General features: G+C 58.8%; 11 protein-coding genes, 4 tRNA genes and 1 riboswitch. Of the genes, 2 read left to right on the top strand and 13 right to left on the bottom strand.

Annotated features, from left to right (window positions below; all coding sequences use genetic code 11):
- Positions 1-304 precede the first annotated feature (304 nt).
- On the top strand, positions 305-823 hold the full coding sequence (locus H8B20_RS07630; RefSeq protein ID WP_210622754.1) for a cell envelope protein SmpA: 519 nt from the start codon (positions 305-307) through the stop codon (positions 821-823).
- A 19-nt stretch (positions 824-842) separates the two neighbouring features.
- Here the strand turns inward: H8B20_RS07630 and H8B20_RS07625 are convergent.
- From H8B20_RS07625 to ltaE, 8 genes are all read right to left on the bottom strand, one after another.
- A tRNA-Arg gene (locus H8B20_RS07625) sits at positions 843-919 on the bottom strand.
- Between the two features lie 72 nt (positions 920-991).
- Positions 992-1,068, bottom strand: a tRNA-Arg gene (locus tag H8B20_RS07620).
- A gap of 71 nt (positions 1,069-1,139) precedes the next feature.
- Positions 1,140-1,216: transfer RNA gene (locus H8B20_RS07615), tRNA-Arg, on the bottom strand.
- 107 nt (positions 1,217-1,323) lie between these two features.
- Positions 1,324-1,414 (bottom strand) — tRNA-Ser (locus H8B20_RS07610).
- Positions 1,415-1,476: 62 nt separating this feature from the next.
- Positions 1,477-1,665 carry a carbon storage regulator CsrA gene (gene csrA, locus H8B20_RS07605; protein ID WP_002554426.1) on the bottom strand — a complete coding sequence of 63 codons (189 nt, stop codon included), beginning with the start codon at positions 1,663-1,665 and terminating at the stop codon, positions 1,477-1,479.
- Between the two features lie 187 nt (positions 1,666-1,852).
- Positions 1,853-3,094, bottom strand: a complete 1,242-nt coding sequence (locus H8B20_RS07600; RefSeq protein WP_042560536.1) for an aspartate kinase — start codon at positions 3,092-3,094, stop codon at positions 1,853-1,855.
- A gap of 90 nt (positions 3,095-3,184) precedes the next feature.
- Positions 3,185-5,803, bottom strand: coding sequence for an alanine--tRNA ligase (gene alaS, locus H8B20_RS07595; RefSeq protein WP_210622753.1), 2,619 nt, complete (start codon positions 5,801-5,803; stop codon positions 3,185-3,187).
- Between the two features lie 146 nt (positions 5,804-5,949).
- Positions 5,950-6,954, bottom strand: coding sequence for a low-specificity L-threonine aldolase (gene ltaE / locus H8B20_RS07590; protein ID WP_042560538.1), 1,005 nt, complete (start codon positions 6,952-6,954; stop codon positions 5,950-5,952).
- 198 nt (positions 6,955-7,152) lie between these two features.
- Positions 7,153-7,325, top strand: a riboswitch (FMN riboswitch).
- 103 nt (positions 7,326-7,428) lie between these two features.
- Here ltaE and H8B20_RS07585 point away from each other — a divergent pair.
- Positions 7,429-7,938, top strand: coding sequence for a 6,7-dimethyl-8-ribityllumazine synthase (locus H8B20_RS07585; protein WP_115146184.1), 510 nt, complete (start codon positions 7,429-7,431; stop codon positions 7,936-7,938).
- Between the two features lie 140 nt (positions 7,939-8,078).
- Here the strand turns inward: H8B20_RS07585 and astE are convergent, their stop codons facing one another.
- The 5 genes from astE to astA all read right to left on the bottom strand — a co-directional run bounded on the left by astE (position 8,079) and on the right by astA (position 13,430).
- Entirely contained in the window at positions 8,079-9,089 is a 1,011-nt protein-coding gene (gene astE / locus H8B20_RS07580) for a succinylglutamate desuccinylase (RefSeq protein WP_210622752.1), read from the bottom strand.
- Positions 9,090-9,101: 12 nt separating this feature from the next.
- Entirely contained in the window at positions 9,102-9,392 is a 291-nt protein-coding gene (locus tag H8B20_RS07575) for a topoisomerase II (RefSeq protein ID WP_042560541.1), read from the bottom strand.
- A 57-nt stretch (positions 9,393-9,449) separates the two neighbouring features.
- On the bottom strand, positions 9,450-10,796 hold the full coding sequence (gene astB / locus H8B20_RS07570) for an N-succinylarginine dihydrolase (protein ID WP_042560542.1): 1,347 nt from the start codon (positions 10,794-10,796) through the stop codon (positions 9,450-9,452).
- A gap of 142 nt (positions 10,797-10,938) precedes the next feature.
- Positions 10,939-12,408 (bottom strand): succinylglutamate-semialdehyde dehydrogenase, encoded by a 1,470-nt coding sequence (gene astD, locus H8B20_RS07565; RefSeq protein ID WP_210622960.1) that lies wholly within the window; start codon positions 12,406-12,408, stop codon positions 10,939-10,941.
- Positions 12,405-13,430: an arginine N-succinyltransferase gene (gene astA, locus H8B20_RS07560; protein WP_042560544.1), complete on the bottom strand. Its 1,026-nt coding sequence runs from the start codon at positions 13,428-13,430 to the stop codon at positions 12,405-12,407. Before astA ends, astD begins: the two co-directional genes overlap by 4 nt.
- Between the last annotated feature and the right edge of the window lie 44 nt (positions 13,431-13,474).

The following is a 13,474-nucleotide window of genomic DNA, read 5'->3' as shown; positions in this document are numbered from 1 at the left end:
AGCAGCGGGGCACGCCGGAAGGATCAATCAGTCAATTCATGATTGGAAAAACGGGGTACTGAGTAGCTACTGGGTAAGTCCATGGAGGTTTTCCATAAGCCCCGGCGGGGCTGACGGGCGCAATGATACACCGCCTAACGGTTTAACACGCTAAAAAATCGTGGCTGAAACAAGCGCTTGCGAGACAAACCTGAGCGCCATCCTGATCCATGTAAGTGCGACGACTCATCCTGAAAAGAAAACACACCAGCAGGGAAGATTGTAGCGACTACCCTTGAACGGAGATCGTCATGGAGGACGTCGAATGCCATCGAAAACATCCCTTTTTGTACTGACCAGCCTGCTCTTCCTAACACCTGCCGGCGCTGCAACCAGCCTTCATCGCTGCGAAGCCCCTGACGGCAGCATCACGTTCACGTCGATGAGTTGCGCGAACGGTGAAAAACTTTCAGTACAGGAGGTTCACCCCTACCTCCCCGGATCGGTCGCGGCAATCATGCCGGAGCACAACCACGAAGAAATATCCGGTATGAAAAACACGGGCCGCGAACCGGGCATCGTTGGCCACACACAAGACAAATGCGGAAATCTGATCGACGCCAGACAACGCCGCGAAGCAATCATCAATCGACGCGTGATTGCCGGCATGAGTCAGCAGGATGTAGAAAGCGCGCTCGGCAAACCGGACAAGGTGAATATTCGGACGTCGACAACAAGCTATCGATACGACCTCAAACGAGGCCGAAGTGCTCAAGTCGATTTTGATGAGCGAGGCTGCGTGAAGGCAAAAGCCAAATCCCGGACAGCAAAAAGCCCGCGTTAAACGCGGGCTTTTCAGTATATGGTGCACTCGACAGGATTCGAACCTGTGACCGCTCGGTTCGTAGCCGAGTACTCTATCCAGCTGAGCTACGAGTGCATTTTGTGTTTTTAGACCAGACCACAACTGGCTGAAACCGAGTTACTTACATTGCTGCAACTAACTCTTAAATGGTGCACTCGACAGGATTCGAACCTGTGACCGCTCGGTTCGTAGCCGAGTACTCTATCCAGCTGAGCTACGAGTGCATTTGTGTTTTTTAGACCAGATCACACCTGGTTGAAGCAAGTCACTTACATAGCTGTAACTGACTCTTAAATGGTGCACTCGACAGGATTCGAACCTGTGACCGCTCGGTTCGTAGCCGAGTACTCTATCCAGCTGAGCTACGAGTGCATTTGTTGCGCCGCATTATAGCCCGTCTAATCTCTATTCCAACCACTTTTTCTAGTAATTTCAACAACTTACCGAAAAAGCCAGATTACGACGTACTAAGCAAATAATGGCGGAGAACGGGGGATTCGAACCCCCGACACCCTTTTGAGGTGTACTCCCTTAGCAGGGGAGCGCCTTCGGCCACTCGGCCAGCTCTCCGCAACACGGGGCGTATATTAACCAGCTTCTTCCCCGTTTGCAAACATAAAAATCGATAAAAATTAATGGCTTGGTTCTTCGTCCTTCTCTTTCTTTATACGCAGGTAAATTTCTTCACGGTGCACGGCAACCTCTTTCGGGGCGTTGACGCCGATACGCACTTGATTTCCTTTAACGCCGAGCACGGTCACGGTGATTTCGCCATCACCGATAATCAGGCTTTCTGCGCACCGACGAGTCAGAATCAGCATACCTTTCTCCTTACGCAATTCAGTTCAGGGACAACAGTCTGCAAAAAAAAGGCACCCGACCTACAACCAGAGCGATCGTAGCCCTACATGCCTGAGTATTGACCAGCGCGAGCAAAAGAACAGATCAGGGCTCGCGCCATTCAAAAAATAAAGGGCGCGGTCAGACCGCGCCCTTCAAGAAGCGGAATTACTCGCCCTGGCGGGCCGGAGCATCCAGTTCGAAAGCCGTGTGCAGGGCGCGCACGGCCAATTCCAGGTACTTCTCTTCAATTACCACGGAAACCTTGATTTCCGACGTCGAGATCATCTGGATGTTGATGCTTTCTTTCGCCAGCGATTCGAACATGCGGCTGGCCACACCTGCGTGGGAACGCATGCCGACGCCGACGATCGAGACCTTGGCAATCTTGATGTCGCCAACCACTTCACGGGCACCGATCTCGCGAGCGGTGTTTTCCAGCACGGTCTGTGCGGCCTGGAAGTCATTGCGGTGCACGGTGAAGGTGAAGTCGGTGGTGTTATCGTGCGCAACGTTCTGCACGATCATGTCGACTTCGATGTTCGCGGCACTGATCGGGCCGAGAATCTTGAACGCCACACCCGGGGTGTCTGGCACGCCACGGATGGTCAGCTTGGCTTCATCGCGATTGAAAGCGATGCCGGAAATGATCGGCTGTTCCATGGTTTCCTCTTCATCAATAGTAATGAGGGTGCCCGGACCCTCTTTGAAGCTGTGCAGTACGCGCAGCGGTACGTTGTACTTGCCGGCGAATTCCACCGCACGGATCTGCAACACCTTGGAACCGAGGCTGGCCATTTCCAGCATCTCTTCGAAGGTGATCTTGTCCAGACGCTGAGCGACCGGCACGACACGCGGGTCGGTGGTGTAGACACCATCGACATCGGTGTAGATCTGGCATTCATCGGCTTTCAGCGCTGCAGCCAATGCCACGCCGGTGGTGTCCGAACCGCCACGCCCCAGCGTGGTGATATTGCCGTGCTCGTCCACACCCTGGAATCCGGCGACAACAACAACGCGGCCTGCCTTCAGATCACCGCGAATCTTCTGGTCATCAATCTGCAAGATACGCGCTTTATTGTGTGCGCTGTCGGTCAGGATCCGCACCTGATTACCGGTGTACGACACCGCCGGCACACCGCGCTTGATCAGCGCCATGGCCAACAGGGCAATCGTCACCTGCTCACCGGTGGAGACAATCACGTCCAACTCACGCGGAACCGGTTGACCGTCACCACTGATTTGCTTGGCCAGATCGATCAGACGGTTGGTTTCGCCGCTCATTGCAGACAGCACAACCACCAGGTCATCGCCGGCATCACGGAACTTCTTAACCTTGTCGGCGACCTGCTCGATTCTCTCGACAGTACCGACCGAGGTGCCTCCAAATTTCTGTACGATCAAAGCCATTTCAAAGCCGCCTCAGCCCATGAAGGGCGCCCAATAATTTCTCGAACAGCCACCGGACCCGCCACTAGACTGCGGGCCCGGCGGGCCGTCTTATAAACCCTGCTCGACGAATGGGACGGTCAGCGCCAATGCGCCATCCAGCGCGCCGGCGTCGACACCGCCGCCCTGCGCCATGTCCGGACGACCACCGCCCTTCCCGCCCACTGCCGCAGCAGCCTGTTTCATCAAATCACCGGCTTTGAGTTGGCCAGTCAGGTCCTTGGTTACGCCTGCAACCAGAACGACCTTTTCCTCATGGACACTGCCGAGCAGGATCACTGCGCGGCCGAGTTTGTTTTTCAGCTGATCGACCAGCGCCAGCAGCGCCTTGGCGTCCTGACCGTCGAGACGCACGGCCAATACCTTCACGCCTTTGACATCCAGTGCCGAAGCCGACAGATCGTCGCCCGCAGCACTGGCAGCCTTGGCCTGCAACTGCTCGAGTTGCTTCTCCAGCAGACGGTTGCGCTCCAGCACAGCCGACAGCTTGTCGATCAGGTTGTCACGGCTGCCCTTGACCAGGCTGGCCGCTTCCTTGAGTTGTTCTTCCGCAGCGTTCAAGTAGGCCAGTGCGGCTGCACCGGTGACTGCCTCGATACGACGCACGCCCGATGCCACACCGCCTTCGCTGATGATTTTCAGCAGGCCGATGTCGCCGGTACGGTTGGCGTGGATACCGCCACACAGCTCGACGGAGAAATTGCCGCCCATGCTCAGCACGCGCACGTTGTCGCCGTATTTCTCGCCGAACAGCGCCATCGCACCTTTGTTCTTGGCGGTTTCGATGTCGGTTTCTTCGGTTTCAACCGCGGAGTTCTTGCGAATCTCGGCGTTGACGATGTCTTCCAGTGCTTTTATCTGCTCAGGCTTGATCGCTTCAAAGTGGCTGAAGTCGAAGCGCAGACGCTGACTGTCGACCAATGAGCCTTTCTGTTGAACGTGTTCGCCCAGCACCTGACGCAATGCGGCGTGCAGCAAGTGCGTCGCCGAGTGGTTGAGCGCAGTGGCGTGACGCACTTCGGCATCAACGTGGGTTTCAACCGGCGCGCCGATGATCAGGCTGCCCGACGCCAACACGCCGTGGTGCAGGAACGCGCCGCCAGTCTTGGTGGTGTCGCGCACATCGAAACGTGCGTTGCCGGCCTGAAGGAAACCGCAGTCGCCGATCTGGCCGCCGGATTCGGCGTAGAAAGGCGTCTGATTGAGAACGATCACGCCCTCTTCGCCTTCACTCAGTACGTCGACCGACTGGCCTTCTTTATAGATGGCCACGATTTTGGCCGAACCGCTGGTGGCGGCGTAGCCGGTGAACTCGGTGGCCACGTCAACTTTAACCAACGTGTTGTAGTCCAGACCGAACGAGCTGGCCGAACGTGCACGGACGCGCTGAGCTTCCATTTCACGCTCGAAGCCGGCTTCGTCGACGGTCAGGCTGCGCTCGCGGGCGATGTCCGCGGTCAGGTCCATCGGGAAACCGTAGGTATCGTAGAGCTTGAACACCACGTCGCCCGGCACTACGGTGCCTTTGAGTTCCAGCAGATCCTGTTCGAGAATCTTCAGGCCGTGCTCCAGAGTCTTGGAGAACTGCTCTTCTTCGGCCTTGAGGACGCGCTCGATGTTGCTCTGCTGCTTCTTCAGTTCCGGGAACGCTTCGCCCATTTCGGCAACCAGCGCCGCGACGATCTTGTAGAAGAAGCTGCCGGTGGCGCCCAGTTTGTTGCCGTGACGGCAGGCGCGACGGATGATCCGGCGCAGCACGTAGCCGCGACCTTCGTTGGACGGCAGCACGCCGTCGGCAATCAGGAAACCGCACGAACGGATGTGGTCGGAAACAACTTTCAGCGAAGACTGATCGCCATTTTCGCAGCCGATCGCTTCAGCCGAAGCTTTCAGCAGGTTCTTGAACAGGTCAATGTCGTAGTTGGAATTGACGTGCTGCATCACCGCACTGATCCGCTCCAGGCCCATGCCGGTATCGACCGACGGCGCTGGCAACGGATGCAACACGCCATCGGCGGTGCGGTTGAACTGCATGAACACGTTGTTCCAGATCTCGATGTAACGGTCGCCGTCTTCTTCCGGCGAACCCGGTGGGCCGCCCCAGATGTGGTCGCCGTGATCGTAGAAAATCTCGGTGCAAGGGCCGCATGGGCCGGTATCACCCATGGTCCAGAAGTTGTCGGACGCGTAAGGCGCGCCTTTGTTGTCGCCGATGCGGATCATGCGCTCGACCGGCACACCGATTTCCTGGGTCCAGATGTCATACGCTTCGTCGTCCGAGGCGTAGACGGTGACCGAGAGTTTTTCCTTCGGCAATTGCAGCACGCCGGTCAGGAAAGTCCACGCGAAGGTGATCGCGTCTTTCTTGAAATAGTCACCGAAGCTGAAGTTGCCGAGCATTTCGAAGAACGTGTGGTGACGAGCGGTATAACCGACGTTTTCAAGGTCGCTGTTCTTGCCACCGGCACGCACGCATTTCTGGCTGCTGGTTGCACGGGTGTACGCACGTTTTTCCTGGCCCAGGAAGCAGTCCTTGAACTGGTTCATCCCCGCGTTAGTGAACAGCAGGGTTGGGTCGTTGCCCGGAATCAAAGAGCTGGAGGCTACACGGGTGTGGCCTTGCTCTTCGAAGAAGCGAAGGAAGGCTTCACGGATTTCTGCGCTTTTCATTAGGTTCTTCCACGGAGGCTGCGGCCAAAGGCCTGTTCGAAACGTCAACAGACGAAGCGACGGCAAAGGGCCGCATTATATCGGCCCTGCGCGCGGGGTACAGCGTGTTTATACGATAGAAACGGTCAATTGGACGGGTAACGCTGTCACTTGCGTGAAAACTCGACGAATGTCGCGATCACTCGTTCGATTTGCGAGTGATTGACGTCCATGTGCGTGACCATGCGCAGACGTGCCGCGGCGCTCAATTTGATCCCGCGCTCGGCGGCAAATGCCTTGAACGCTTCAGCTTTGTCGCCCATCTGCACATAAACCATATTGGTCTGCACCTGCTCGACGCTGAAACCGGCGCTACGCACGCCTTCGGCGAGAAATTGCGCGTTGGCGTGATCCTCGGCCAGACGCTCGACGTTGTGATCCAGCGCATACAGCCCCGCCGCCGCCAGCAATCCGGCCTGACGCATGCCGCCGCCGACCATTTTGCGCAGGCGCCGAGCCTTGCCGATCAGCTCGACCGAACCACATAACACCGAGCCAACCGGCGCGCCAAGGCCTTTGGACAGGCACACCGACACCGAGTCGAAGTGCTGGGTGATTTCCCGGGCATCAACGCCCAATTTGACCGCCGCGTTATACAGCCGCGCGCCGTCCAGGTGCAGTTGCAGACCGTTGTCCTGGGTGAATTTGCGCGCGCGGGCCAGATACTCCAGCGGTAACACTTTACCTTGCATGGTGTTTTCCAGCGCCAGTAGCCGGGTCCGGGCGAAGTGGAAGTCATCAGGCTTGATCGCCGCCGCGACCTGCGCAAGATCCAGCGAACCGTCAGCCTGAACTTCCAGCGGCTGCGGCTGAATCGAACCGAGCACTGCCGCGCCGCCGCCCTCGTACTTATAGGTGTGCGCCTGTTGGCCGACGATGTATTCGTCACCGCGTTCGCAATGCGCCATCAACCCCAGCAGGTTGCTCATGGTGCCCGTCGGCACAAACAACGCAGCAGCGAAACCCAGCCGTTTTGCCAGTTCCGCTTCCAGACGATTAACCGTCGGATCTTCGCCATAAACGTCGTCACCGGTGTCTGCCGCGGTCATCGCGTCGAGCATGGCGGGGGTCGGTTGGGTGACGGTGTCGCTGCGAAGATCGATAACGCTCATGAACCTGGCCTCAAGTCAGCAGGGGAAATCCCTTTACGAAGGTGAATTACTGCGGTCATCGCCTCGATTAATCAACCCTTGGCGCAGGAAAACACCACGAGAGCGTTTAAAAAACTCGATAACAATCATCAGATAGGCGCAATGCACGGACTCACAATCTGTGTTAAAAACGCTGCGTCGCCCAAAAAGGGGCGGCAAAAACGTTCTCAGGGCGGGGTGCAATTCCCCACCGGCGGTAATTGCGCGCAATGCGCATAGCCCGCGAGCGCTTGGCGACGAACACGGTTTTGGCCGGTGATCGACGGCAAGGTCAGCAGACCCGGTGTGATCCCGGGGCCGACGGTCATAGTCCGGATGAAGAGAGAACGGGATTAACGCCAGAGGGCCGTCCGCGTGCATTCGTGCCAGCGTGCGCACCCTTGAATCCCTTTCGATTCATAACGCCCTGTTTTTCACACAAACAGGAGTCAGAACATGCAACCCACCGCTATCGACAGCAAAAGCAAACACCCTCACGGCGAGCGCGTCGCGTTCATCCAGGCTTGCTGGCACAAGGAAATCGTTGACCAGAGCCGTAAAGGCTTTGTCACCGAAATGCTTGCCCAGGGGTATCAGGAATCGGACATCGACTTCTTTGAAGTCGGCGGTGCCTTTGAAATGCCCCTGCACGCCAAGCTGCTGGCCAAAACCGGTCGCTATGCCGGTATCGTTGCGGCAGCCCTGGTGGTGGACGGCGGGATCTATCGTCACGAGTTCGTCGCCCAGTCGGTCGTCAGCGGCCTGATGCAGGTTCAGCTGGAAACCGAAGTGCCGGTGTTCTCGGTGTCTCTCACCCCGCACCACTTCCATGCCGGCGAAGAACACCAGAAATTCTTCTTCGAGCACTTTGTGCACAAGGGCCAGGAAGCGGCGAAGACGTGTGCGGATACACTGCAAAAGGTTCGTGCGCTGCGCCGTAGCGAGCCGCGCGCTCTGGCGGTGTAACGTCGGTCCTCACTCAAATCAAATGTGGGAGCGAGCCTGCTCGCGAAGACGGACTGTCAGCCAACGATTAATTGACTGATGGATCGCTTTCGCGAGCAGGCTCGCTCCCACATCGGTTTGTGCTGATTTAGAGATCGTTATCAGGCGAGGTTTTCGTCGGTGGCCGGGACGATCAGGATGCCAGCGCGCAAGCCGTTCTTGACCTTGGGATTGGGGAAGATGATCCGCGCGCCTGGCTCTTCGATGATCCAGCGGGTATTGGCCAGATCCTCGGCCAGCACATAACCCACTTCCAGCTCCGAAAAGTTTTCAATGTCCGCCGGCAGGTTCAGGCGGAACGCATCGCTGTGCTTGATGATTTCCCGCGACACGCTAAACAACTGCAAACCGTCCAATTCTTGCGTGGTCTGCTCCGGTTCGTTGCCTTCGATGATCTGCTTCAGACGCGTTTCCAGCAACGACACGTTGACCCCGTCGTTCTGCCCGAACGGCCGCGCCTTGCCCAGTTCCAGCGTGAAAGACTCGGCACCGAGCTTGTCGTAGGTGTACGAGCTGAACACGATCGATGGCTTGTTTTGCAGCAACACTGCTTCCATCCCGGCCGCGCGCAGACGCGCCAGCTCGAGACGTGAATGCTGGCGACCTTCCTTCCACGGATACAAGGCGAACTGCTCGATCTTCGAGCCACGAATCGCTGTGTGCAGGTCGTAGTGCAAACGCTGGCGATCCGGCTGACTGAAGAAAACCGCCGCCAACCGCTCCAGCTCACAGGCACGCAGCGCTTCGCTGCCGCTGCTTTGCTCGTGACGGCCGTTGAACAGCCGATTGACGTCCTGTTCGATAAAGCGCTCGCCTTTGCGAATCGCCTCGGGGTTGCCGAACAGGAACAGAATACGGGCGCGCGGCTTCAGATCGCCGCGAGCGATGTCGTGCAGCAGCCGATCAAGCAACTCGATCGGCGCTGTTTCGTTGCCATGGATGCCTGCCGAGAGCAGCAGATCCAGGCCATTGTCGCGAGCTTCGGGAGGCCGGACTTCCAGCGCGCCCTCGCTCAACCAGCGCATGCGCACGCCTTCGACAGTCAGTTGAGTCTTCTCCGCCGGTTCGCGGCCGGCGAGGGTCAGTTCAAGCAGTTTGCCGAGAGCGAGCATAGAGCGGTTTCCTTAGTGGTCGTGGTTGCAATCCGGGCCGTGCACGTGTTCTTCGTCGTCGCCGACTTCGGCCGGTTCCATTTCCAGTTGCAGACTTACCAGATTAGTCGCCAATGGGCGCAACAGCAGGTTGGCGTACTCGGCATCGCCTTCTTCGACGTCTACGCCGATCAACAGCTGGCCGCGGCCGTCCTGCTGGATCCACAGCTCTTTGCCTTGCCACATGACCGCGACGCGGGTGCAGGAAGTTTCCAGTTGCTTGCCGTCGGTGTCTTCAAGGATCAGCCGCAGGGAATCGCTCATGTTTTTACTCTCTTGTGAAGACAAGCCGCGCGCCGCGTTCAGGCGACGCGCCGGCCATCAATTGATCTGGAATGGATAAACCGCGCCCAGTTTAAGGATTTGCGTCAGTTCATCCAGTGCCGTCCGGCATTCAAGCAGCAATTGCGGGTCCGCCAGATCGGTTTCGCTCAGGCGGTCGCGGTAGTGCTTTTCAACCCATGCGGTCAACGAACCGTACAACGGGGCCGTCATGATAACCCCTGGGTTGACCGCCGCCAGTTCGGTTTCGTTGAGCGCGACGCGCAGTCGCAGGCACGCCGGGCCACCGCCGTTCTGCATGCTTTGCTTGAGGTCGAACACCTTCACTTCGCGGATCAGGCCGCCGGAGCTGGTCAGGCCTTGCAGGTAATTCCACACGCGCTCATTGGCCTGGCACTCTTGCGGCACGATCAACAGCATCGAGCCATCAGGACGCGATAGCAGCTGACTGTTGAACAGGTACGAACGCACCGCGTCATCCACGGTTACCGCCGAACGCGGCACACAGATCGACTGGAAATTGCCGCCGACCCTGGCGAGCTTGCCTTGCAACTCGGCCAGCATCTGCTCGGTGTCGAGGAACGCGTCCTCGTGATAGAACAGTGCTTCGCCGTTACCCACCGCAATCACGTCGTTATGGAAAACGCCCTGATCGATCACGCCAGGATTCTGTTGCGCGTAAACCACGCCTTCGTCACGCAGACCGTGCAGACGCGCAACAGCTTGCGAGGCTTCCAGAGTCTGGCGCGCCGGGTACTTCTGCGGCGCCGGGTAGCGGTTGTCGAAGGCACTGCGACCGAACACGAAAAACTCGACACCGGCTTCACCGTATTCACGGCAGAAACGCGTGTGGTTGGCCGCGCCTTCGTCACCGAACTGCGCCACTGCCGGCAGCGCCGCGTGATGGGCGAAGTGCTGCTGATTGGCGAACATCGCGCCGAGTACGCGGCTGGTGGTCGGGTGCTCGATGCTGCGGTGATATTTGCAGTTGAGGTTGGCGGCCGTGAAATGCACACGACCGTCAGCGGTGTCGGCGCTCGGGCTGACGGTGGCGGCGTTGGCCACCCACATGCTCGATGCCGAGCAACTGGCAACCAGCAGCGGCATCGCTTCTTTGGCGGCACGCTCGATCACCTGAGCGTCGGTGCCACTGAAACCCAGACGGCGCAGTGCGGCCACGTCCGGACGTTCCTGCGGTGCCAGTACGCCTTGCTGAAAGCCCATTTCCATCAGCGCTTTCATTTTTGCCAGACCTTGCAGCGCGGCTTCCTTCGGGTTCGAGGATTGCTGGCTGTTGCTCTGGGACGCGACGTTGCCGTAGGACAGACCGCCGTAGTTATGAGTCGGCCCCACTAGACCGTCAAAATTGACTTCATAGGATTTCATCAGCGAGGCTCCACGAGAATCTGTTGTTATAGGCTTCAGTAACTAACTGTTCAGTGCGACCGAGGCGCGGCCTTCGCGAGCAGGCTCGCTCCCACAGGGAAATACATTCCAATGTGGGAGCGAGCCTGCTCGCGAATAGGCATCACACCATTTTCACGCCGGGGGTCAACGTCGCAGGCATCATCAGGCTCGGCGTTTCCAGCGACGCCACCGGGTACGCGCAATAATCCGCTGCGTAGTAGGCGCTGGCGCGATGGTTGCCAGAGGCACCCACACCGCCGAACGGTGCGCTGCTCGCAGCACCCGTCAATTGCTTGTTCCAGTTGACGATACCGGCGCGGCTTTCCAGCCAGAATTGCTGGTAGCGATCTTCAGAATCCGACAACAAACCGGCGGCCAAGCCATAAGCGGTGTCGTTTGCTTCGCTGATTGCCGCTGCGAAATCGGCGTAACGAATTACTTGCAGCAACGGGCCGAACAGTTCTTCGTCCGGACGCTCGGCAACCGCGGTCACATCAACAATACCCGGCGTCAGCAGTGCGGCTTGCGCTTGCGGCTGAGTCATTTCCAGCAGCGATACGGCACCGTTGGCCAGCAAATGTTCTTGAGCATCCATCAGCGCTTTGGCAGCGCCCAAGGAAATCACCGAACCCATGAAAGGCGCTGGTTGCTGATCGAATGCACCGACTTCAATGGTCGCGCTCACTTCAACCAGTCGCTTGAGCAGGCTGTCGCCCCAAGCGCCTTGCGGCACCAGCAGACGGCGGGCGCAGGTGCAGCGCTGGCCGGCAGAAATGAACGCCGACTGAATGATCGTGTAAACCGCCGCATCCAGATCCGCGACCTGATCGACGACCAGCGGATTGTTGCCACCCATTTCCAGAGCCAGAATCTTGTCCGGACGTCCGGCAAATTGCTGGTGCAGATGATTGCCGGTGCGGCTCGAACCGGTGAAGAACAGACCGTCGATACCGGCATTCGCGGCCAGCGCGATGCCGGTTTCACGAGCGCCTTGCAGCAGGTTCAACACGCCTGCGGGCAGGCCGGCTTCGATCCAGCACTTGACCGTCAGCTCGGCGACTTTCGGCGTCAATTCGCTTGGCTTGAACAGCACGCTGTTACCGGCCAGCAGCGCCGGCACGATGTGACCGTTCGGCAAGTGACCCGGGAAATTGTAGGGGCCGAACACCGCCACCACGCCGTGCGGCTTGTGGCGCAACACGGCGGTGGCGTCGCCCAATGGGCCGCTCTTCTCGCCTGTGCGTTCGCGGTAGCTCTGCACCGAGATCGCGATCTTGTTGACCATGCTGGTGACTTCGGTCGCGGCTTCCCACAACGGTTTGCCGGTCTCTTCACCGATGGTGCGAGCCAGTTCGTCAGCGTGGTTTTTCAGCGCGGCGGCAAAGGCTTCAAGAACGCTGATGCGCTCCTCCAGCGTTCGACGTGCCCAACCCGGAAACGCCTGACGCGCAGCCTGCACCGCCGACTCAACCTGAGCGGTGGTAGCGCCCTCCCCCGACCACAGCACTTGCTGGGTCACCGGGTTCAACGATTGAAAAGCTTCGCCCTGACCGGCCAGCCACTCACCTGCGATGTATAGCGAATTCATTATTTCGACTCCCGAGCAGCGGACAACGCCACGGCGCGAACCTGGTCGCCTGCGTTAAGTTGAAGACGTTTGGCAGTCTGCGAATCAACCACCAACGTGCCGGCAGCCAAACGGGCCGGCGCGGCGGTGATGCGGCAATCTTCGCGTTTGCGGTTATGGATGATGAACGGCGTAGCGTCATCGCCCGGCGTACCAATGGCCAGCACCAACGCTTCGCTGTCACGCACCGCGCGGATCTTGCTGGTCTCGCATTCAATCCCCGGGCCGGCGTCGAAGATGTCGACGTAACCCTGATAGCTGAAGCCTTCGCTCTTGAGCATCGCCAGCGCCGGTTCGGTGTCCGGGTGAACCTGGCCGATCACACTGCGCGCGTCTTCCGACAGGAAGCAGGTGTACAGAGGGAATTTCGGCATCAGTTCAGCAATGAATGCCTTGTTGCCGACACCTGTGAGGTAATCGGCCTGGCTGAATTCCATCTTGAAGAAGTGGCGCCCCAGGCTTTCCCAGAACGGCGAACGGCCGGCTTCATCGGACACGCCGCGCATCTCGGCAATGATCTTGTTACCGAACAGCTCCGGGAACTCGGCGATGAACAGCATCCGCGCCTTGGACAGCATGCGACCGTTGAGGCCGTTGCGGTAATCGGCGTGCAGGAACAGCGAGCACAGCTCGGAATTGCCGGTCAGGTCGTTGGCCAGGAACAGCGTCGGAATCTCGCGATAGATGTTCAGCTCTTGCGAAGCGCTGACGGTCAGGCCGACACGGAAGTTGTACCAGGGCTCACGCAGACCGACCGCGCCGGCAATGGCGGAAATCCCCACCACGCGACCGTCGTCGTCTTCGAGCACGAACAGGTAGTCCGCATCGCCACGGCCGGCTTCGCCGCGAAAGGTCTTCTCGGCCCAGCCAACCCGGTGGGTCAGGCGTTCTTCGTTGGCCGGCAACGTGGTCAGGCCGGTACCGGTGCTGCGGGCCAGGTCGATCAGCGCGTCTAAATCGCTGCTGCGTACGGGACGAACAATCATGCTATCTCCTCAAACGGGCCGCCTGCGGCCACCCGTAAAACTCG

Source organism: Pseudomonas sp. P42, from assembly GCF_017973755.1.
Taxonomy (GTDB): domain Bacteria; phylum Pseudomonadota; class Gammaproteobacteria; order Pseudomonadales; family Pseudomonadaceae; genus Aquipseudomonas; species Aquipseudomonas iridis.
The sequence above is the reverse complement of the archived record's forward strand: the minus strand, read 5'-3'. Positions and strand labels throughout refer to the sequence as shown.